Source organism: Bacteroides clarus YIT 12056 (genome assembly GCF_900129655.1).
In the GTDB taxonomy this organism is placed as follows: domain Bacteria; phylum Bacteroidota; class Bacteroidia; order Bacteroidales; family Bacteroidaceae; genus Bacteroides; species Bacteroides clarus.
This window is the reverse complement of record NZ_FQWK01000004.1, coordinates 342,277-364,714: the sequence shown is the minus strand read 5'-3', so window position 1 is coordinate 364,714 and position 22,438 is coordinate 342,277. Positions and strand designations below refer to the sequence as shown.

General features: G+C 42.3%; 20 protein-coding genes and 2 tRNA genes. 6 read left to right on the top strand and 16 right to left on the bottom strand.

The genetic code is table 11. From position 1 onward, the window contains the following. Positions 1–68 precede the first annotated feature (68 nt). A tRNA-Arg gene (locus tag BUB52_RS08950) sits at positions 69–142 on the top strand. A gap of 20 nt (positions 143–162) precedes the next feature. Continuing rightward, positions 163–236: transfer RNA gene (locus BUB52_RS08945), tRNA-Arg, on the top strand. A 264-nt stretch (positions 237–500) separates the two neighbouring features. Here the strand turns inward: BUB52_RS08945 and dapA are convergent. Next, positions 501–1,394: a 4-hydroxy-tetrahydrodipicolinate synthase gene (gene dapA / locus BUB52_RS08940; protein WP_009120899.1), complete on the bottom strand. Its 894-nt coding sequence runs from the start codon at positions 1,392–1,394 to the stop codon at positions 501–503. A gap of 103 nt (positions 1,395–1,497) precedes the next feature. After that, complete coding sequence (gene ligA, locus BUB52_RS08935) at positions 1,498–3,495, bottom strand: NAD-dependent DNA ligase LigA (RefSeq protein WP_009120900.1); 1,998 nt, start codon at positions 3,493–3,495, stop codon at positions 1,498–1,500. A gap of 97 nt (positions 3,496–3,592) precedes the next feature. Here ligA and trmD point away from each other — a divergent pair, with 97 nt between their 5' ends. Continuing rightward, the gene (trmD, locus tag BUB52_RS08930; RefSeq protein ID WP_022219095.1) at positions 3,593–4,270 is read left to right on the top strand and encodes a tRNA (guanosine(37)-N1)-methyltransferase TrmD; all 678 of its coding nucleotides are present in this window, start codon (positions 3,593–3,595) and stop codon (positions 4,268–4,270) included. A gap of 92 nt (positions 4,271–4,362) precedes the next feature. On the opposite strand, the gene BUB52_RS08925 is transcribed toward trmD, so the two are convergent. The 5 genes from BUB52_RS08925 to BUB52_RS08905 form a co-directional block, all read right to left on the bottom strand. After that, the gene (locus BUB52_RS08925) at positions 4,363–5,274 is read right to left on the bottom strand and encodes a dihydroorotate dehydrogenase (RefSeq protein ID WP_009120902.1); all 912 of its coding nucleotides are present in this window, start codon (positions 5,272–5,274) and stop codon (positions 4,363–4,365) included. Next, positions 5,262–6,038, bottom strand: coding sequence for a dihydroorotate dehydrogenase electron transfer subunit (locus BUB52_RS08920; RefSeq protein WP_009120903.1), 777 nt, complete (start codon positions 6,036–6,038; stop codon positions 5,262–5,264). The genes BUB52_RS08925 and BUB52_RS08920 overlap by 13 nt, the downstream gene beginning before the upstream one ends. A 72-nt stretch (positions 6,039–6,110) precedes the next feature. Continuing rightward, positions 6,111–6,569, bottom strand: coding sequence for a helix-turn-helix domain-containing protein (locus BUB52_RS08915; protein ID WP_009120904.1), 459 nt, complete (start codon positions 6,567–6,569; stop codon positions 6,111–6,113). Positions 6,570–7,450: 881 nt separating this feature from the next. Further along, positions 7,451–8,470: a DNA polymerase III subunit delta gene (gene holA / locus BUB52_RS08910; protein ID WP_009120906.1), complete on the bottom strand. Its 1,020-nt coding sequence runs from the start codon at positions 8,468–8,470 to the stop codon at positions 7,451–7,453. Positions 8,471–8,481: 11 nt separating this feature from the next. Next, a complete protein-coding gene (locus BUB52_RS08905) occupies positions 8,482–9,258 on the bottom strand; it encodes an AMP nucleosidase (RefSeq protein ID WP_009120907.1) in 777 nt (258 codons plus the stop codon). Positions 9,259–9,354: 96 nt separating this feature from the next. Here BUB52_RS08905 and BUB52_RS08900 point away from each other — a divergent pair, with 96 nt between their 5' ends. After that, positions 9,355–9,804 carry a type I restriction enzyme HsdR N-terminal domain-containing protein gene (locus tag BUB52_RS08900; protein ID WP_009120908.1) on the top strand — a complete coding sequence of 150 codons (450 nt, stop codon included), beginning with the start codon at positions 9,355–9,357 and terminating at the stop codon, positions 9,802–9,804. A 79-nt stretch (positions 9,805–9,883) separates the two neighbouring features. Here BUB52_RS08900 and bla read toward each other — a convergent pair whose 3' ends face one another. From bla to BUB52_RS08855, 9 genes are all read right to left on the bottom strand, one after another. Further along, positions 9,884–10,801, bottom strand: coding sequence for a class A beta-lactamase, subclass A2 (gene bla, locus BUB52_RS08895; protein ID WP_039950410.1), 918 nt, complete (start codon positions 10,799–10,801; stop codon positions 9,884–9,886). 72 nt (positions 10,802–10,873) lie between these two features. Then, entirely contained in the window at positions 10,874–13,993 is a 3,120-nt protein-coding gene (locus BUB52_RS08890; protein ID WP_009120910.1) for an efflux RND transporter permease subunit, read from the bottom strand. Between the two features lie 40 nt (positions 13,994–14,033). Further along, the gene (locus tag BUB52_RS08885) at positions 14,034–15,131 is read right to left on the bottom strand and encodes an efflux RND transporter periplasmic adaptor subunit (protein ID WP_009120911.1); all 1,098 of its coding nucleotides are present in this window, start codon (positions 15,129–15,131) and stop codon (positions 14,034–14,036) included. Between the two features lie 18 nt (positions 15,132–15,149). Continuing rightward, entirely contained in the window at positions 15,150–16,583 is a 1,434-nt protein-coding gene (locus tag BUB52_RS08880) for an efflux transporter outer membrane subunit (RefSeq protein ID WP_009120912.1), read from the bottom strand. Between the two features lie 79 nt (positions 16,584–16,662). Next, entirely contained in the window at positions 16,663–17,493 is an 831-nt protein-coding gene (locus tag BUB52_RS08875; RefSeq protein WP_009120913.1) for a zinc ribbon domain-containing protein, read from the bottom strand. A gap of 5 nt (positions 17,494–17,498) precedes the next feature. Continuing rightward, entirely contained in the window at positions 17,499–18,593 is a 1,095-nt protein-coding gene (locus BUB52_RS08870; RefSeq protein ID WP_009120914.1) for a Nif3-like dinuclear metal center hexameric protein, read from the bottom strand. Positions 18,594–18,637: 44 nt separating this feature from the next. After that, on the bottom strand, positions 18,638–19,444 hold the full coding sequence (locus BUB52_RS08865; RefSeq protein WP_009120915.1) for an ABC transporter permease: 807 nt from the start codon (positions 19,442–19,444) through the stop codon (positions 18,638–18,640). Positions 19,445–19,584: 140 nt separating this feature from the next. Then, complete coding sequence (locus BUB52_RS08860; RefSeq protein WP_009120916.1) at positions 19,585–19,863, bottom strand: hypothetical protein; 279 nt, start codon at positions 19,861–19,863, stop codon at positions 19,585–19,587. Positions 19,864–19,885: 22 nt separating this feature from the next. Next, a complete protein-coding gene (locus tag BUB52_RS08855; protein ID WP_009120917.1) occupies positions 19,886–20,506 on the bottom strand; it encodes an ABC transporter ATP-binding protein in 621 nt (206 codons plus the stop codon). A 101-nt stretch (positions 20,507–20,607) separates the two neighbouring features. Between BUB52_RS08855 and BUB52_RS08850 the strand changes: the two genes are divergently transcribed. Together BUB52_RS08850 and BUB52_RS08845 are read left to right on the top strand one after the other, a co-directional pair. Continuing rightward, the gene (locus tag BUB52_RS08850; RefSeq protein WP_009120918.1) at positions 20,608–21,147 is read left to right on the top strand and encodes a ferredoxin domain-containing protein; all 540 of its coding nucleotides are present in this window, start codon (positions 20,608–20,610) and stop codon (positions 21,145–21,147) included. Positions 21,148–21,314: 167 nt separating this feature from the next. Further along, complete coding sequence (locus tag BUB52_RS08845) at positions 21,315–22,430, top strand: agmatine deiminase family protein (RefSeq protein ID WP_009120919.1); 1,116 nt, start codon at positions 21,315–21,317, stop codon at positions 22,428–22,430. The last annotated feature ends 8 nt before the right edge of the window (positions 22,431–22,438 follow it).

The following is a 22,438-nucleotide window of genomic DNA, read 5'->3' as shown; positions in this document are numbered from 1 at the left end:
CAAAAAAAGTTTGCGTATCGCTTGCTAATTCGGAAAAAGTACGTATCTTTGCACCCGTTAAACAAAAAGGCCGCGTAGCTCAACTGAATAGAGTAGCTGACTACGGATCAGCCGGTTACAGGTTTGAATCCTGTCGCGGTCACACTTTTGTTAATAATAAAGGGTCGCGTAGCTCAACTGAATAGAGTAGCTGACTACGGATCAGCCGGTTACAGGTTTGAATCCTGTCGCGATCACAAGAAGCCTCTGCAATATAGTTGTAGAGGTTTTTTGTTTGTGTTTATAGACGTTGTATATTTTCCGACATACGAGCACTGAATTTTTAATCTACATAGAAAGAATTTTATCATCGTATGAAAAATAAATATGATGTATATCAAACCGTATTTTGATATATATATCATATCAGTCCACAATAATATAGCGAATATGACCTGTTCTTGCAATAAAAAAGCCCCGTATTTCTATACGAGGCTTCTTATAGTTTAATAAGGCTTGTTTCAGCATTTGATATTCAATTCGTTTAATATCTTGCGCATAGCTTCAAAAGTCGTGATTCTGGTAGGTACTAGCGGCAAGCGAAGCTTATTCTCAATCATTCCCATTGCATTCAGCATGGCTTTTACTCCGGCAGGATTACCGTCAACAAAGAGCAATTTGAATAATTCCGCAAATTTGTGGTGTATGGTCAGCGCATTTTGATAATCTCCTTGCAATGCCAGACGTACCATACGGCTAAATTCGCGCGGAAAGGCATTTCCAATGACCGAAATGATACCAACTGCTCCTAAGGTAATCAAAGGGAAGGTGATGCCGTCATCGCCCGAAATAACGTCAAAATTAGCAGGTTTGTTTTTTATGATGTCATCCATCTGGCTGATATCGCCTGATGCTTCTTTAATTGCGATTACGTTCTTAAAATCGCGTGCGATACGCAGGGTGGTTTCGGCTTTCATATTTACGCCCGTACGCCCCGGTACATTATAAAGCACAATCGGAAGGTCGGTAGCCTCGGAAATTGCTTTATAGTGCTGGTAAATTCCCTCTTGAGAAGGTTTATTATAATATGGAACGACAGAAAGAATGGCATCTACTCCTGTAAAATCGTCATTTTTCAGAGTTTCTACTATAGCGCGAGTATTATTTCCGCCTACTCCAAGCAGAATAGGTATTTTCCCATTCACACGCTCGATAACCATCTTCTTGATTTTCTTTTTTTCCTCTTCAGTCAGTGTCGGAGTTTCTGCCGTAGTGCCAAGCACGCATAAAAAATCAGTGTTGTTTTGAAGCTGATAGTCTACTAAACGCATCAATGCATCGTAATCAACGCTTTCATCCTCTTTAAATGGAGTAATCAGCGCTACCCCCATTCCTTTCAATCTAGTCTGTATCATGAGTATTATAAAGTAATCTCTAATTAAATGACTCGCAAAAGTACGATTTTTTTCGATTTACCATACAAATATAAGCTATAAAAAAGCTTTTTGTGGAAATTTGTTAGGATATGAGCGCTAAAAACTCATCTTCGCTCATAATCCTTATGCCCAGTTTGTGAGCTTTTTCCAATTTGGCTGGACCCATATTCTCCCCTGCCAGGATAAAACTGGTTTTGGCAGAGATACTACCGACATTCTTTCCGCCATTTTTTTCTATCAACTCTTTGTATTCGTCTCTTGAATGGTGCGCGAACACACCGCTTATAACAATGGATTGTCCCGCCAATTTATCCGTATATCCGCTTAAATCCTCTTCTCTGCGATAGAGCTGCAATCCGGTGGATTTCAAACGTTCTACCAACTCCCGGTTCAATGGATTTGCGAAGTATGCCAGAATGCTTTGCGCTATTTTTTCCCCGATTTCATCGATGTTTATCAGTTTTTCGAGGTTCGCATTTTCCAGTTCGTCTATATCATTAAAGGACTTGGCTATTTTCTTGGCCACAGTTTCTCCTACAAAGCGGATACCCAAGGCAAAGAGTACTCTTTCAAATGGAACCTCTTTGCTTGCTTCGATTCCTTTAATGATATTCTCCGCCGATTTCTCACCCATACGGTCCAAGTTCTTAATATCGTCTGTCGTGAGCTGATATAAATCTGCCGTATTCTTAATTAATCCCAAACGATAGAACATATCTACGGTTTCCGGGCCTAGTCCGTCGATATTCATTGCCTTACGGCTGATAAAATGCTCTATCTTACCTTTAATCTGAGGTGGGCAGGATGTCTCGTTAGGACAATAATGGGCAGCTTCTCCTTCGTAGCGTATCAACTTGCTGCCACATTCGGGACAGTGAGTGATGAATTTCACTTTTTCGCCGATAAGCATACCGCGTGCATCTTTGTCTACTCCCGTAATTTTAGGAATGATTTCTCCACCTTTCTCTACGTAAACCATGTCTCCGATATGTAAATCCAGCCCTTCGATAATATCGGCATTGTGTAGAGAAGCTCTCTTTACGATAGTTCCGGATAGTTGTACCGGGTCTAAATTGGCAACGGGAGTTACAGCTCCGGTGCGTCCTACTTGATAAGTGACTTTATTTAAGCGAGTCAAAGCCCGTTCTGCCTGAAACTTATACGCGATTGCCCATCGGGGAGATTTCGCGGTAAAACCGAGATTTTTCTGTTGACGCATACTGTTGACTTTTAGAACAATACCGTCTGTCGCTACCGGTAAATTCTTGCGTTCGGTATCCCAATATCTGATGTATTCAAATACTTCCTCAAGGCTGTGCGCCTTTTTTGTGTGTTCCGAGATTTTAAATCCCCAGCCGGCTGCTGCTTGCAGATTTTCATAATGACCGTCACAAGGCAATTCTTCTCCCAGCAGATAATACAAATAGGCATCAAGTTTCCGAGAGGCTACAATGGCGGAATTTTGCAGCTTTAAAGTTCCGGAGGCTGCATTGCGTGGATTAGCGAAAAGCGGTTCTTCGCGCGCTTCCTTTTCCCGGTTCAACTCTTCAAACACTTCCCAAGGCATCAAGATTTCTCCTCTGATTTCAAATAATGCAGGGTAATTGCCATGGAGTATTAATGGTATGGTACGGATTGTTTTTACATTATCCGTTACATCATCGCCTTTTTCACCGTCTCCACGAGTTACGGCACGTACCAGTTTGCCATTTTCGTAAGTCAGTGAAATGGATGTACCGTCGTATTTTAACTCACAACATATCTCAAAATCTTCATTCAAGGCTTTCTTTACTCGGTCGTAAAAGTCTGTCACTTCATTTTCAGAATAGGTATTTCCCAATGAAAGCATAGGATATTTGTGAGCTACCTGAGTGAAATTCTTATTCAAGTCACTCCCCACACGCATGGTAGGTGAGTTTTCATCTTGATATTCCGGATGTTCTTTTTCAAGTTCCTGTAATTCACGCATCCTGTCATCGAACTCTTTATCAGATATTTCGGGAGTATTCAATACGTAATAATTATAGTTGTGCCGATGTAAATCGGCGCGCAGCTGGTCTATCTTTTCTTTTATGGTCATAATGATTCTGGTGTTTGAACGCAAAAATACGGGTTTCTCCCGAATATTTTTTGCTTTTACTCTTAACTTACACTATTTTTGCGGAAAAATTAAATATATGCGTATTGATATCATTACTGTTTTGCCGGAAATGATTGAAGGGTTCTTCAATTGCTCCATCATGAAACGTGCTCAAAACAAGGGGCTTGCAGAAATCCATATTCATAATCTTCGTGATTATACCGAAGATAAATATCGCCGGGTAGATGATTATCCTTTTGGCGGGTTTGCCGGAATGGTTATGAAGATAGAACCCATAGAACGTTGTATCAATGCTTTGAAGGCGGAACGGGAGTATGACGAGGTGATTTTTACGACTCCGGACGGTGAACAGTTTAATCAGCCTATGGCCAATACGCTATCTCTCGCAAAAAATCTCATTATCCTTTGCGGACATTTCAAGGGGATTGACTATCGTATTCGCGAACACCTCATAACGAAGGAAATCAGTATCGGAGACTATGTACTGACGGGTGGCGAATTAGCTGCTGCTGTTATGGCCGATGCGATTGTACGTATCATACCGGGGGTTATCTCTGACGAGCAATCAGCTCTTTCCGATTCTTTTCAAGATAATCTTTTAGCCGCTCCTGTATATACACGCCCGGCTGATTATAAAGGTTGGAAAGTTCCGGATATTTTACTATCCGGCCATGAGGCTAAAATTAAGGAATGGGAGTTGCAACAGTCTCTTGAAAGAACTCGGAAGTTGCGCCCTGATTTATTAGGCGAGTAATCTGTAAGATGTAAATAAAAAGAAAAAGGACATTCAAGTTGAATGTCCTTTTTTATGAAAATAACTTGCGAATGGCTATACTTTGTAATTTGTCATACCTCAAGTGCGCCAATTATTTCCTTAACCGACTTATATCCATGTCTGTTTAGGTAGTCATCAATACCTTCTGCAACCTTCACAGTAATTGCCGGATCAATAAAGTTTGCTGTACCAATCTGGATAGCGGAGGCTCCTGCAAGCATAAATTCCACAGCATCTTTCCAATTCATGATACCCCCTAAGCCTATGACCGGTATTTTTACTGCCTTAGCAACTTGCCATACCATGCGGAGCGCAATAGGTTTCACTGCCGCTCCGGACATGCCGCCTGTCACCGTAGAAAGGATGGGACGTCTGCGTTCCGCGTCTACAGCCATTCCTAACAGGGTATTGATAAGAGATACACTGTCTGCACCTCCATTTTCGGCTGCACGTGCTATCTCTGTGATGTCTGTAACATTAGGTGACAGTTTTACGATAAGTGTCTTTTTGTAAACTGAGCGCACAGCTTTTACCACTTCTTCAGCTCCTTTGGCTGTGACACCAAATGCCATTCCACCTTGCTTTACATTAGGACAGGATATATTTAATTCTATAGCAGGAATATTTACAAGTTCATTAATGATTGCAGCAGTTTCCATATAATCTTCGATAGCAGAACCTGAAACATTTACAATCATATTAGTTTTTATATTCTTAATGCGCGGATAGATATGTTCAACAAAGTGATGGACACCCTTATTTTGCAGTCCTACAGCGTTTAACATGCCGGAAGGAGTCTCTGCCATACGTGGATATGGATTTCCTTCACGTTTGTGAAGAGTAGTGCCCTTTACAATTATACCACCTATTCGCGATATATCGATGAAATCGGCGAATTCTTCACCGTATCCAAAAGTTCCGGATGCCGTCATTACCGGATTCTTCATATGCAATTCGCCAATGTTTACATTTAAATCTGCCATAATAGTTTGTTTATATTAAAAACCGGACCTTCTTTACATACACATAAATGACCTTCTGTAGTATTTTCCACACAACATAAACAAGCGCCTATGCCACATGCCATCATGTTTTCTAAAGATACTTCACAACTGATATCTTTACTTTTGGCATATTTAGCTACAGCCATCATCATCGGCTTGGGACCACAGGTATATATTTGCTCGAAGTCCACCTTGCTCAATATAGAATGTTGGGTAACATATCCTTTTTCGCCATGACTACCGTCTTCTGTTGTAGTATATACTTCCCCGTAGGCAGCAAATTCTTCCAATTGCAGCAAATCCTTGTCGCTTCTGGCACCTAATAAAAAGGTTGGTTTGCTTCCGTTTTTCGCCAATTGCCCGCCTAAATATAACATTGGTGCCGTACCTACACCACCGCCTACTAATAAGAGCTTATCTGAGGGCTTTTCAGGCATTGTGAAGCTATTTCCTAATGGAAGCACTACATTGATTACATCTCCTGGTTTTGCTTCACCTAAGCGTCTGGTTCCATCTCCTACAAGTTGAATTAGAAACCATACCTCGTTCCGTTGTTTATCTACATAATTAATAGAGATAGGACGTCGCAAGAAAGTACTGGGTGAACCATCTACGCGAATCTCTGCAAATTGTCCCGGAAGCATTTCCGGGAGCAGGGACGAGGAAGTCAATTTCAACAGCGCATAGTTGGTATGCAGCCGGACGTTCTCAGTCACTGTCAGATCTAAAATATATTTTTTCATATTATCTATATAGAAGAATTATCTTTTGGCTGCAAAGATACGGGAATTTGTGCAAATAGCCGTAGTTACCTCTTAATTTTCCGATTTGAATGTCTCATAAGTATTATCATCAAAGAAAATTCTTATTTCAGTTATTTTTCTGGGTGGTCTTTCTTTATAGATAATCTCTTGTTTTACAACCTCTTTAGGTGATTTTTGTACTGTTTCTAATGCGATTTCCTTGCGATTTTCCGATGCACTCGTCTCATTGGACAGGTTTTCCGGATTGTCAGCGAATAAAGGATAGTCAAATCCGCCATCTTCAGTAGATGGGGAGTTATTGCTCATATTTCCTTTCCCTGTCAGCAGCCATTCAAGATTGATGTCATTATATCGCTTGTGCAGTTTTAAAATGACTTCCGTACTTGGATTATTGCGGGAACTTAAAATATGGGAGATAGTGGCTTGAGCTACATCTATGCTTTCTGCAAATGCTCCCGCAGTTAATTGTTCCCGGTCCATTATCATCTTGAATCTGTCCTTTATACTCATAGCGTAGATATTATTACAATTGTATCTCTTTTTAATCTGATTACAAAAGTAAAAAATAGAAATCACAAAAGCAAATTAAAAATGTAATATTAACAAAATCACAAGAGTACTGCATTTGTTTACTTATGTCATTTGTATTTTTGTAAACACTTGAAATATATAAAAAATAGTTATGATATTAGCTTTAATATAATCATATATTAAGCTGGTATACAATGGTATATTCCTATATTATACCCACTAAGATGTGTATGTTACAAATGTTTTTAATTATATCCCCGATCTTTATAATCTATTGGTATAATAAAATATTATATACATCTGATTTACAATGCTATATCCTTTAATTTTAATACGGTTAACCATTTATACAATAAAAATGTAATAATGTATATCGTGTTTGTAAACAAGTGCTTTTACAAATATATTTCTATTGTTGTGTTTCTATTTGTAATATAATATAGTTATAGTGTATATATTTGTATATTCCAATTTTTACATAAGTAATATACCATGGTTGTATCATACAACTATTCTCTCATTAAGTTTACTAAACTTAATGAGGGGCATACTCTTTCTTAAATGAAAATGGGTAACAAAATAGAAATGAACTAATCTTTTATTACTTTGTAATGTAGCAACAATAAAATCTTTGCTTTCTTTCAATATAAAAGTCCGAATGGTTGGAAAAAAAAGATTCTCAGAGGCTTATTTTTAGCGTATTTTATTGTATTACAATTTATTATCTCTTTTTCTACACCGTTGAGGAATCATGATAATAGAAAAAAAGGGGGAAATCCCCCCTAAATGTGACAATATGATATAGAAATGAGTTATTTTTATATTTCCTTCTTTTATATAAAGAGAAGCAAATGTGGAAATCAATGTAAGATTTTAAAGACCAACTCCCGCAAGAGAGCTCCGTCGTTTAATGAAGAGTTTCCTACTCCTTTAGATTTGGCATCTGCATATCGTATTTCTCCAATGATTTGCATGGTCTTTACCCCATTATATCTCCGCATGGCATTGAGATATTCACGAGACTGCCATGGACTCTTTAAACCTAAGAATGCGGCAATGCCCTGCTCAGACTTTTCAGGAGCATAATAAGCTAACATTAAGTTGGAAAAGAAGCCAAAAAGTAAAGATAAAGTCATTTGAATTGGATTGGTTTTCGGATTTTCTTCAAAATATTTTATTATTCTATTAGCTTTTAAAACATCCTTTTCTACAATGGCGCTACGAAGTTCAAAGTTATTATAATCCTTACTGATTCCTATGTTATGCTCTATCTGTTCGGGGGTGATGCGTGTCTGACCTTTTGGAAGTGTAATAATCAGTTTCTCCAGCTCACCGGTAAGGCGGCTGAGGTCGGTTCCCACAAAATCGGCAAGCATGGAAGTTGCTTTGGGTTCAAGATCTACTCCCTTACGCTTCATATAAGATGTGATGAATGCCGGTAGTTGGGCATCTTTTACTTTTTTGGACTCAAACAGTATACCGGACTTCTCTATTTCGGCAGCAAGCTTTTTCCTTCTGTCCAATACACCATGTTTGTGGCATATTACCAATATGGTGGATAGCAAGGGCTTTTGAAGATAGTAGGAAAGTTCCTCCATATTGCGTATGTTTTGTGCTTCCTTCACTACTACTACCTGGTGTTCGGACATCATTGGATAGCGTTTGGCAGCATTGATGATTGTAGCCACATCTACATCTGCGCCGTATACTACGGTTAAGTTGAATTCCTTTTCGGTTTCGTTCAGAACATTATCTGTTATATAGTCTGAAATGAGATCGATGTAATACGGTTCTTCTCCCATTAAATAATAAATAGGGCGGTATTGTCCGGTTTTCAACTCCTTTATGATGTCGTCACATGTAATATCTTGCTTTGCCATGTTTCTTGGTTTTACCAGTCGAATTTCAGATGTTTTACCGTTTTCTTTTCATCAATAATCATACGTAGAGATGCGATACCGATTTCAACATGCTCTGTTACATAGTTTTGAGTTACTATGCTATCGCTTTTATCAGTCTTGACGCCTTCCGGAATCATGGGCTGGTCGGATACTAATAGCAAGGCGCCGGTTGGAATATGGTTGGCAAAACCGCAGCTGAACAAGGTTGCCGTCTCCATATCAACTGCCATGGCACGGGTTTTCTTGAGATATTTTTTAAAACCTTCATCATGTTCCCAAATGCGACGGTTGGTGGTGTATACAGTACCTGTCCAATAATCACGGGCATAGTCACGAATGGCGGAAGAAACGGCACGCTGTAACATAAATGCCGGCAATGACGGTACTTCCGGCGGAAAATAGTCGTTTGAAGTACCTTCACCGCGGATAGCGGCGATTGGAAGGATAAGATCTCCTATCCTGTTTTTCTTGTCTATGCCTCCGCATTTGCCCAGAAACAGACAGGCTTTGGGTTGGATGGCGCTTAATAAATCCATGATAATGGCGGCATTAGGGCTTCCCATTCCGAAGTTGATAATAGTCATTCCTTCCGCGCTGGCAGAAATCATATTGGCATCCTTACCAAGAATGGGAACATTGAATTTTTCGGCGAAAATTTCTACATACTTGTTGAAGTTGGTCAACAGAATATACTCTCCAAAATCTTCCAGGTTACGTTTTGTGTAACGGGGTAGCCAATTAGCTACGATTTCTTCTTTTGTTTTCATAAGATTTCATTAAATTTGTTCCCTAAAGTCGTTAGGAAGCGATTATTTAACTCACAAAAATACAATAAAAAAGTAAAAACAAGAAATTAAAGTAGAATGTTCTCACTGAATCTGCCTGCGTTTGATGCCAAGATTGTTGTAAGGGATGGAAAAAGGAGTATTTTTGATGTTATCCGTCGCCGATATGTTGCCTTGACTCCGGAAGAGTGGGTACGACAGCATTTTGTGCACTTTCTTATGGCACATAAGAGTTATCCGCAGGCGCTTATGGCAAACGAAGTGCAGGTACAGTTAAACGGTACTAAAAAACGTTGTGATACAGTTCTTTATAGACGAGACCTTACAGCGCGTATGATTATAGAATATAAAGCTCCCGAGGTAGAAATCACCCAAAAGGTTTTCGATCAGATTACCCGCTATAACATGGTATTGAAAGTGGACTATCTGATAGTGAGCAATGGTATCAGGCATTATTGCTGCCGTATGGATTATGAGCGGAATGGCTATACTTTCTTACAAGATATTCCTGACTACACAAGCCTTTGAATTACTTACCAAACGAATCATACTCACTCCGGGACTGAAAGGCATTCAGTTACGGGATGAATATGGTTCAGCCCTATACTTATCTCTCTCCCTCTTGGGAGATATAGTTTTCAGATAAGTATTCATCGTATACCATCCGGGAAATACGGGCGATAATAGCGGCATTTTCATCGTCTGTCTCACGTGAATTCATTACAAAAACGGCAATATAATACTTCTTTCCGTCAGGCATGATTACGACTCCGGCATCATTATCTGCAATTTTCACACCTTCCGAATTACGGTCGGAAGAGCCTGTCTTATGTCCTACAATTGCATTGGAAGGCAATAATCCCTTCAGTTTATTACTTCCGGTACTGGTTGCTATCATGGTATTCCATAAAAAATCTTTGTATATGGGATCGAATAGTTCCTTTTTGTCAGCTATTTCCAGTAATCGTACCATTTCAGCGGGAGTACTCCAATTCAGATATGTCTTTGAGGGATTCCGGTGCATGGAATCTTCCGTTTCGGACAGATTAAAATCGCAGACGCCTAACTTGTTAATATACTGATGGATATGCCCTATCCCACCGGCATATTCTATGAGGATGTCGCAAGCATTGTTATCACTTAGCGAGATGCTGTATCGTAAAAGCTCTCCTAATGAGATATCGAGATCTTGATTGGGATACTTTTGCCGTAACGGACTGTAAGTATTTGGCTGCAACTGAGATGCTTTTACATGAACGATATGGTCTAATGGAGTTCCCTGCTTGTTCATCTTGTCCAATACAGTTAGTGCTACGTGGAATTTGAATACGCTTAGCAACGGATAGTTCATCTTGTTGTTGTGCAGCAGGATTTTGTTCCGGTCTGTCAGTACAGCCACGCCTACCATGGCTTTCTTTCCTTTAAGGAAATCGCCAATTTTGCTTTCCAATGTTTGCTGTTGTGCTTGCAAAGCGATACTCATGCTGAAACACAACACATATATTAAAGTATATCTAAGTCCCATATTATTAATTTCATACATTTGCTCAATCCGCAAATGTATGAAATTAATTCAAAATAAGGAAACTGGACTTTTTTATTTGGCTATATTCTTTCCGAACTTTTCTTGCAGCTTTTGCATCAGTTCATAGAAATTAGGAATATAAACCGTTGCAAGTAATGTATTTAGCGCCATACCGAACACCACTGCCGCTCCAAGAGCAACACGGCTTCCCGCCCCTGCCCCTGTGGCAAACAGAAGTGGCATGACTCCCAGCACAAATGCCAATGAAGTCATCAGAATAGGACGAAGCCGGATGTGTCCCGCCTGGAATGCAGCGTCACGGATACTGTTACCTTGTGCACGGAAATCACGTGCGAATTCTACAATCAGGATGCCGTTCTTGGCGGATAGCGCCACTAACAGGATTATACCGATTTGAGTGTAGATACTGACCGGAGTTCCCATTACATAACACCCCAGCATTGCGCCGAGCAATGCTACCGGAAGCCCCATTACGGCAGATACCGGGCTGGTCCAACTTTCGTATTGTGCGGCGAGTACGAGGAAAGCCACTAATAACGCCATGATAAAGACGACAGTTGTAGTTGTTCCTGCCTGTGTCTCTTGATAGGCAACGGAAGTCCATTCGTAGCCGAATTCATTACCGAGTTGATTCTTTATCAGACTCTCCACTTGCTTGATAGCTTCTCCGGAGCTACTTCCCGGAGAAGCATTGCAGGTAATGGATGCGGTAGAATACATATTATACCGGTTGATTTGGTCCATACCCAGTTGTTCGTCTATCTGTGTGAAAGAAGAGAAAGGGACCATCTCTCCCGAAGCATTAGATACACTTAATTTGAGTACGTCGTCAATAACACGTTGGGCGCGGTCGCCAGCTCCCAATTTTACTTGGTAAATGCGTCCGAACTGTACATAGTCGTTAACGTAGGCTTCCCCCATATAATATCCTAAGGCGGTGAAAACGCTGTTCAACTGTATGCCCATTAATTGCACTTTGTCTCGGTCTATATTCAGGAAATACTGAGGAACATTTGCTTGATATTGGCTGCTGACAGATGCCAAGGCCGGATACTCACGATAGTGCTCCATTAAATTTTCTACGGCACGCTGCATTTCGGTAGTACCGAGATTGTTACGGTCTTCCAATTGCAGTTGCAGCCCGCCGGTGGCACCCAGCCCGGGAATGGCGGGCGGAACCATTGCAAAGACTTCAGCTTCCTGAATACCGTAGGCTTCCATATTGAAACGGTCAACGACGGCCGATGCCGTATGTTTCTTCCCTTTGCGTTCATTCCAGTTTTTCAGGACAACGAAGTAGGTGGCGGCATTGCTCTGTTCTCCCCCGCCCATAACGGAAAAGCCGGATATTCCGATATAATTCTTTACTTCGGGATAAGTGTCGAGCAAAGCATTGATTTGTTTTCCCACTGCTTGCGTGCGTTCCAAGCTTGATGCAGGTGGAAGTTGCACAACAGCGAGGAAATATCCGTCATCTTCTTCCGGTATAAAAGTAGAGGGCCACTTAACGAACAGCAATACAGCGATTATCGTAAATACAGCATAGGAAGCCATTGCGACAAAAGGCCGTTGCAACAAATAGCCCACTACTTTGTCATATACTCCTTGCGTCTTGTCGTATAAACGGTTAAATCCTTTATACAGAGGAAATTTCGAGGGTTTGGCGGGTTGAAGCATTAATGCGCAGAGTGCAGGTGTCAGAGTCAGTGAGTTGATACCGCTTAGTACGGTACTGGCTGCAATGGTCAAGGCAAACTGTTTGTACAACTGTCCTGATATTCCGCTGACAAGGGTGGTAGGGATAAATACGGCAAGCAATACTAAAACCACCCCCACGATGGGGCCTGTAATTTCTCCCATTGCTTCCGTTACAGCTTGCCGTGCCGTATATCGCCCGGTATCCAACAGACGCATGGAGTTTTCTACAACCACAATAGCATCATCCACTACGATGGCAACCGCCAATATCAGTCCGAATAGTGTTAATGTATTGATAGAGAAACCGAATAACGACATGATTGCCAGCGTACCAATCAGTGAAACAGGTATCGTGATACAAGGAATGATGACAGCCCGCCAGTTTTGTAGAAAGAGGAAGATTACAAGCACTACCAATAGCGTTGTTTCAAAGAAAGTCACCATTACTTCGTCAATGGATGCATGGATAACGTCTGTTGTATCGAGCGTTACATTATACTGTATGCCTGCCGGGAAATTCTGCGATAACTCTTGCATCTTTGTTTTGACACCTTTTGATACGTCTAATGAATTGCTTCCCGGTTGCTGGTAAATGGCGATGGCAGCTGTAGGTTTTCCGTTCAGCTGAGAGACGACACTGTAAGATGCCGAGCCCAGGTTTATATGGGCTACATCACGCAGACGGAGAATCTTTCCGCCGCTGTCCGTACGAAGGATAATGTTACCGAATTCCTCGGGTGAAGTCAGCCTCCCTTTTACAGTCAGGCTGTATTGATAAGCATTCCTGTTGTCATTTCCGATAGGCTGTCCTACGTTTCCGGCGCTAACCTCTACATTCTGCGCCTGAATAGCCTGATAAACATCTGCCGGTGAGAGATTACGGATACGCATAGCGTCAGGGTCGAGCCAGATGCGCATGGAATAGTCTCCTGCTCCCATTACATTGACTGCACCCACACCGGGTACACGGGTCAATTGATCCACAAGATTCAGTTTGGCATAGTTGCTGAGGTAAAGACCGTCGTAATTTTTGTTGTCGGACTTCATTGTCAGGAACATAACGATATTGCTGGACTGCTTCTGCACCGTAACTCCTTGTACCACTACAGGGGCAGGCAGTGATGATTGCGCCACACTAACCCGGTTTTGCACCTGTACGGTAGCCATGTCAATATCTGTACCTACTGCAAAAGTAATGGTAAGCGAATATGCCCCCGATGAGGATGAGTTGGAAGACATATAAAGCATCCCGTCTACTCCGTTGACTTGCTGCTCGATAGGAATACCGACGGTTTGAGCCACCGTCTGCGCATTGGCTCCGGGATAAACAGCACTCACCTGTACGGTAGGCGGTGTAATGTCCGGGTATTGCGCAATGGGTAGAATGCCCAGCGTGACCAATCCCGCCACGACAATGAGCAGTGCCAGTACAGTTGCGAATATGGGACGGTCTATGAAGAATTTTGAAAACATAATTCCTTGTTTTTTTGAATGGTGATATATACAGTGTGAATTATTGGACGGGGTTTATCCGCATGCCGTTTCTGACTTTCATCAGGGCTTTCGTTACATACCTTTCCTGCGGGGAAATTCCTTGTTTTATTTGCCGCAGACTGTCCCCTATCAGTTGTCCTGTCTCGATGTGACGGTAGTGCACGATGTCCGAATCATTGACTACATACACGTATTTACCCAGTTGGTCTGTACCGATAGAGGCATCAGGTATGAGGATTGCATTTTTCTGTTTTCCATAAGGTAGTGTGATGCTGACATAAAGTCCGCTTTTCAAGATACCTTTGGGATTATCCAGTCGGGCACGAATATTCAGTGTGCCGGTATTCAAGTCTACATTGGGCGAAAGATAATCCAGCTGTGCCGGATAATTCAGTATGCCGTCTTTCCCCAAGCTGACATTGACCTGTTTGGGAATGCTTTCCCCCTGCTGTATCAGCATGGCAAGCCATTGATTATCTGCTACATTAAAATAGGAATACAGATGATCGTCTTTATAAATGGTAGCCAAGGTTACAGGTTGCGCACTGCCGTTTATATAACTTCCCGCATCTGCAAGGTTGCGACTGATTGTTCCGTCGAACGGAGCACGTACCGTACAATAACCCAAGTTGGTGCGTGCTGTATTCAATGCAGCTTCGGCATTACTTACGGCTGCCAGTGAAGTAGCCACATTCGATTTGGATTGCAATACCTGTATCTGACTGACGGCATCCGTTTTTGCGGCTTCCTGCATACGGGCATAATTGTTCTGCGCATATTCAAGATTGGCCCGTGCCGTATTCAGAGCCGCCTCCGCCTGTCGCACATTATCTTGATAAACAGTTGGTTCAATTTGGAAAAGCACTTGTCCTTGATGTACCCGGCTACCGGGTGTATAGGCTACGGTTTGCAGCGTACCACTGACTCTGCCTACTAAATCTACCGTTTTTTCAGAGGTCAGATAGCCGGGGTAGTTTTTAGTAAGTGTAATGTCTTGTACACTTGGACGGGCTACGCTGATTTCCGGAGCAGGCATTGTATGTGCCGCTTCTTTTTTATTCCCGCATCCTGCCAATAACGGTAGGACAAGCAGGGCGATGTACATTTGATTTTTCATATATGGTTCGGTTTAAATTTAGAGATTAGTGATTTCATATCCTCCTCCCAATGCTTTGTAGAGCGATATAAGCTCTTGCAGTGAGTTACCCTGAGCATGTGTCAGCTGATTTTGATAAGTCAGCAATGAGCGGAGGGCGTCCAGAACGTTTTGAAAAGGGGTCAATCCCTGCTTATAGAGGTCTAATGATAGTTTTAAAGTTTCTTCTCCCTGATTGCATACTTCGCGCAGGGCAACAATCTGCTTGATAGAATTACGGTAACCGTTCATGGCATTATCAGTTTCCTGCACGGCTGTGAGCACTGTTTGATTAAACTGATGGATGGATTCATCCAATTGCGCACGTGCCAACCGGGTCGCATTCACCAGTTTTGTACCGCTGAACACGGTCCAGCTAAGACTTGGCGCAATCTCAAATGTCATGCTGTTTCGTTTGGTAAGATTCTTCAAGTCATGAGAAGAGTAGCCTACGGAACCTTTTAGAAAAACCTGCGGTAGCCAATCGCTTTTAGAAGCTCCAAGTAAGGCAGCCTGTGCATTGACTTGCCGTTCGGCCTGCCGGATATCCGGGCGGCGAAGTAGCAAATCGGCCGGAATGCCGACACCTACGGGTTCCATATAATCGGGGAGTTTACCGTTTTGCTCCAATGTGGGGCGAATGTCTTGAGGATAAGTTCCGAGTAAAATGGCCAGAGTGGTAATATATTGATTAATACCGGATTCCAGTTGAGGAATAGATGCTTTGGTGCTGTAGTATACAGACTTGGCTTGAGACACATCCAGCTTGGATACCAATCCAGTTTTATAGCGGACCCGGGTAATTTCAAGCACTGCCGCTTGCGTATTGCAGTTATGGGTGACGACATTTAATTCTTGCTGTAATTCACGTAGCCCGATGTAGGCTGACGCTATTTGTGCGCACAGTGAAATCATAACAGAGGTGTATTCTTCTTTGCTGGCGGCAAAATTTTCCCGCTGCGCTTTTACCCGTTGCCGGATATTTCCGAATATATCCAGTTCCCAACTTGCATTGAGCGAGGCACTGTATGCTCCGGTTATGGATTGTGGCACTTCACTTACGTTACCGCTACTTTGCTGACGTGCCCATCCACCATTCAAGGAAACGGAAGGAAAGAAACTCCCCCGTTCTATTCGCCAATTGGTTTTCGCCATATCCATGCGGTCTATGGCTGAAAGAACTGAAAAGTTCTTGGTGGATGCCGTTGTTATCAGTGAATCGAGCATCGGATCATCAAAAGCCTTCCACCATTTGTCATTTACGGGTTGTATTTGGCCGTCGAACATATTATCGTCTCCGGGGATGGCATGAGCAGTTTCGGTTCCCCAGCCTTGTGGAAGCGGTTTTTCCAAGTAGCGGCTGCTGTTCTGTGCCCATGCCGCAAAAGAAAAACATAGGACGAGCAATGTACTGCTCCAAGCTTTTATACTCATAAAAAAAGGTTTAGGTTGTTATTTTATGGGATTGATAACAACCTAAACCTTTATTTGTTTATCGCGATTCTTGCGGAATTTATTCAGCGTCTGCCGCTTTCTTTCTGCTTCTTGTCGGCTTTTCCTTTACCGGTTCTTCTTTCACTTCGGGAGTGATACCTGCCAGTTCAGGGTCAATCATAATACGTCCGCAATATTCGCAAACAATGATTTTCTTGCGTGAACGAATATCCAATTGTCTTTGGGGCGGAATCTTGTTGAAGCAACCGCCACAAGCGTCACGCTGTACGTACACGATACCCAGACCATTACGTGAGTTCTTGCGGATACGTTTGAAAGATTGAAGCAAACGCGGCTCTATTTTAGTTTCGAGCTCTTTAGCCTTGTCTCTCAGTTTTTCTTCTTCCTGCTTGGTCTCTGAGATGATTTCGTCCAATTCATTCTTCTTTACGTCCAGGTCTTTTTGCCTTTCTTCCAAAGCAGCGGTACTGTCTGCAGCTTCCTGAGATTTAATTTCTTCATCGGCGGAGAATTCTTTAATTCTCTTTTCGCAAAGTTCAATTTCCAAAGTTTGGAACTCTATCTCTTTACTCAGGAAGTCATATTCGCGGTTATTGCGTACATTTTCCTGTTGCTCTTTATATTTAGCTACAGAAGCCTTTGCTGTTTCGATTTCCACTCTCTTGGTTGCGATAGCGGATTTCAAATCGGCAACTTCCGACTGGATTCTTTCGATGCGGGTACTCAAACCGGCAATTTCATCTTCCAAGTCTTGCACTTCCAAAGGAAGCTCGCCTCTCAACGTCTTGATTTCATCGATTTTAGACAACATAGTCTGTAGTTGGAACAAGGCTTTCAGTTTTTGTTCCACTGTCAATTCCTGGGGATCTTTTTTTGCTTCTTTAGCCATTTTAATTACATGTATTTTATGGGATTTGTATTCACTTTACTCTGTTGAACCTCAACATTAGGAAACAACTCCCGGATTATTGTATAAAATATTTCTTTTGTATATTGTTCGCTTTCGTAATGCCCTATCTCCGCCAACAGGATATCTGTATCATGGCCGAAATAATCGTGATATTTTATCTCGCCAGTGATGAAGACATCTGCATGGTTACGTATGGCAAGCGGCATAAGGAAAGCACCTGCACCACCACATAGAGCAACGGTTTGTATCTCGCGTCCGGTCAGTTTGTTGTGTCTCAGGCAACCTGCTTCAAAGGTTTTCTTGATACGCTTTAAGAATTCCAACTCGGTTTCCGGAGTTTCCAATTCGCCGATAACGCCTGCTCCGGCCTGTTGCCAAGAGTTTTGCAACGGATATAAATCAAATGCAGGTTCCTCGTATGGATGTGCGGTAAGTAACGCTTTTATCATTTCCGCTTTTCGGTAAGTTGGCAGAATGGTTTCGATACGCACTTCTTTTTCCACATGCAGTTCACTGATTTCCCCACAATAAGGATTGGCGCCTTCACGGGCACGGAACATCCCCTCACCTTCCACATTGTAGCTGCACGAATCATAATTGCCTACACATCCGCATCCGGCAGATGCCAATGCCGCGCGTACTTCTTCCGCCCGGTCTGTAGGAACAAATGTGACCAACTTCAGCAAAGCGTTTTCTTTAGCTTCCAGTACACGTACATTCTTCAATCCTATTTTCTCGGCAATCTTGAAATTTACTCCTTCCGGCGCATTATCAAGGTTGGTGTGGGCGGAATAAATGACAATGTCGTTCTTGATGGCTTTCAAGATACAACGTTCCACATAATCCTTTCCTGTAATGGATTTATAACCTTTAAAAATGAGCGGATGATGCGATATAACAAGATTATATCCTAACGCAATCGCTTCATCCAATACGGCTTCAGTAACGTCAAGACACAACAAAGCCCCTGTTGCTTCCGCATCTGTCAATCCTATTTGCAGGCCGGCATTATCAAATCCGTCTTGCAATGGCAGAGGCGCGAACCGTTCAAGGGCGCTTACTATCTCCTTAATTTTCATTATCAGTAGAAAATTTGGTTGCAAATATACGAAAAAGTAGTGAACTACGATTTACTTTTTACTTTTTTTTCTATCATGACAGGTTGTAACTTTCCGTAAGCGTCGAAAGACTTACGCGAAGCCAATGAAATGGTTATCATCAGCGAAAGCATAGATGCCGTAAATGTGATAACCATAATCATCATCTGATATTTGATAGCGACATTCGGACTGCTCCCACCCAATATCTGTCCGATCATTGTTCCGGGAAATGCGACCAAACCCATGACGGAGATATTGGCGATGAGCGGACTGAATGCCTTGATAATAGCCTGACGGATAAACGGTGCTTGTGCTTCGGTACGGGTAGCCCCGTTGCCAAGCAGATAACGGTAAAGTTGTTGTTCGCGTTTCAATCCGCTATAATAAGTATTTAGGGCTATGACATTGCTGGATAGCATATTCCCCATCAGTATACCGAAAATTGGAATGAAATACTGGGCACTGAACACATTTTCAAGACGCAGCACGATTCCTATGAAATACATTCCCACACATACCACACTACACAGAAAGCCTATGGATATAGGTATCAGTAATATCTTGCGTTTCAGTTGTGTGCGTGCCAATGCCGTTTGCGAAGCTACGAGTATCATGACGATTACCCATAAAAAATTAATCCACGGATTATTCCACAGAAAAAGGAATCTCAGATAGACGCCGATGAAGAAAAGCTGCACAATCATACGCGCCGTACCGATGAGAGTTGCACGCAGTAGACCTGTCTTGAACTTCCATATATAGAATAAGGGTATTAATAGTAGAAGTAGTCCGATACCCAGGCTGAGGTATGATATGTCGATAGTTCCCATGAATATTTCCGATAGCTTGTAATGCAAAGGTAGCGCTATTAATAAATTACGGAAGAATTTATTAATAAATTTCCAGGAATTTATTAATAAATCTTGGAAAATTCATTAGTATTTCGGTAGGCCTTTTTTTTCTTATGGAATTAGCGGGTAAATATGAAAACCAATACAGACGCAGTAAGAATACAAATTCCCATAATAATCAACATCATCCGCACGGTGTGCCTCTGCTCGGAATATTCCTTTTGCCGGGTAAGTCTGGTTATCTTTTCCATGTCTTCTGCTGTTGTGTTTCGTGGCATACCATGCCCTTTGTACATTTTATCTAAACGTTCATTGAGACGTTCCCGGCGAAGAAGACGTAAATTGCGATTCTCCTTATCACGGCGTATCATATCAAAGACAAATCCGGCAAAACTCATGGTTTTATTTTTATCAGGTTGATTACATTATTATATGCCGGTCACATCCTCCGGTAAAATCTTTGTCGTGTGACACAGCCAGCACAGCGGTTCCCTTACGGGTTTGATGCCGTAAAAAGGCAAGTACTCTCTCCGTAGAGCCCGAGTCGAGCGCAGAGGTTGGCTCGTCTACGATGATTAAAGGTTTGTTAATCATGGAAGCTACGGCTATCATCATACGTTGGCGTTGTCCGCCGGATATCTCATTTACACGCTTATAATATAGTTCTCCTTCGAGTCCTAATTCCTCAAAGCAGTTGAATAATTGTGTTTCGGAAAACGGTGTGGTTCGATTGGCTTTTAGACCGAAAGGTAGTTGAATCATGTCTCTTACCCATTCTAACGGAAGTGCCAATTCTTGTGGAATCCAAGCTATTTGTTTGCGAATGAGGTCTATGCTGTTTTTATCCAATATGATGTTATTGACTGTAATACGTCCTTCTTTTAACGGAGTAAAACCCAGTATGGCATTGAGAAGAGATGTCTTCCCGCATCCCGACGAACCGGAAATGCTGGCAATCTCTCCCCTTTTCAATTGCAGGTTGAATTTGGAGAATAATATCTCATCACCGTATGCAATACTGGCATCCTCTATTTGTAGCATAAATAAATACTTTAGTCTTTATTGCAAAGGTAAGGAAAAAAGATTTGCAAAGATAACTTTATACTTTTATCTTTGTATCACTAATTAATTCAGGAAAAAGTATGATACAAAACGAACGGGATTGCCGCCATGAACATGTGCTCAATGTGGCGAGACAAATGATGACCGCTGCACGTACGGCGCCTAAAGGAAAAGGTGTAGATGTAATTGAGACAGCGCTGGTTACGGGAGAAGATTTGAAAAAGCTTTCGGAAAAAATGATTGCCATGGCCGAAGAGCTGGGCATGAAGTTCTTTCTTCGTGATGCCGCAAATGTCTTACAGGCCGAATGTGTCGTTATAATAGGTACGCGCGAGCAGGCACAAGGCTTGAACTGCGGACATTGTGGTTTTCCAACTTGTGCCGGACGTTCCGAGGGGGTACCATGCGCCTTGAATACAGTTGATGTGGGGATTGCCGTCGGATCGGCTTGCGCTATGGCCGCCGATATGAGGGTAGATACCCGGGTAATGTTTTCTGCGGGGCTGGCTGCGCAGCGAATGAATTGGCTGAAAGATTGCAAGGCTGTATTCGCTATTCCGGTCAGCGCATCTTCCAAGAATCCGTTCTTTGACAGAAAGCCTAAGGAAGAAAAGAAATAAATGTATTCCGAACCTTAAGTCGAGATATGGAAACGTAGAGCTGAGATTCAGAATTCTAAAGTAGAACTAGGGAAATGCAGAATAGGGCTTTACGAAGATTGAGATTCAGGAATATCGGTACTCGAGTTTCATTGCCTTACTTAACGAATTAAATGACTTAGAATGATATGGGATATTTTGTCGGACTTCCCCTGGGTGGAGGAACGGAAAAAGATTGCCAAGTGCGTTTGGGCAAGAATATGACCTTCCAGGTGGAAACACGTGCTCCTCACCTGCCTGCAGAATGGACTTTACAGAGCGGTATACAGCTTACATGGCCTCATGCGAATACCGACTGGGCTTATATGCTGGAAGAGGTACAGCAATGTTTTATTGCCATTGCTTCCGAAATAGCAAAGCGGGAGTTGCTGCTAATCGTAACTCCGGAACCGGAGGAAGTAAAAAAGCAAATCTCCATGACGGTCAACATGGATAATGTTCGTTTTCTGGAGTGTGAGACGAATGATACTTGGGCGCGCGACCATGGAGTTATCACAATGATAGATACGGAAGGGCCTTCTCTGCTTGATTTTACATTTAACGGTTGGGGCTTGAAATTCGCTTCGGACAAAGACAATCAAATAACACGCCGGGCTGTTGAAACCGGAATTCTAACAGGACGATATGTGAACCGTTTAGGTTTTGTGCTGGAAGGCGGTTCCATTGAAAGTGACGGTATGGGAACATTGCTTACCACTTCGGAGTGCCTGCTGTCGCCTAACCGTAATGGTCAGCTAAATAAAGTGGAGATTGAGGAGTATCTTTGCTCCGCCTTTCATCTTGAACGGGTACTTTGGCTGGATTATGGATATTTGGCCGGAGATGATACGGACAGCCACATAGATACGCTTGTCCGTTTGTGCTCGCCGGATACGATTGCTTATGTGCAGTGCCGGGATGTGAATGATGAACATTATGAGGAATTGTATCGAATGGAAGAGCAGCTTAAAACGTTCCGAACACTCGCAGGAGAACCTTATAAACTGTTGGCACTGCCAATGGCTGATAAAATAGAAGTGGAGGGAGAAAGGCTGCCGGCTACGTATGCTAACTTTTTGATAATGAATGATGCAGTGTTATATCCTACGTATAATCAGCCGGAGAATGATATCCGCGCCAAAGAGGTGTTGCAAGAAGCTTTTCCCGGACATGAGATTGTAGGTATAGACTGTCGTGCTTTGATAAAACAACATGGTTCGCTGCACTGTGTCACGATGCAATATCCGATAGGAGTAATCAGATAGACAAAAAG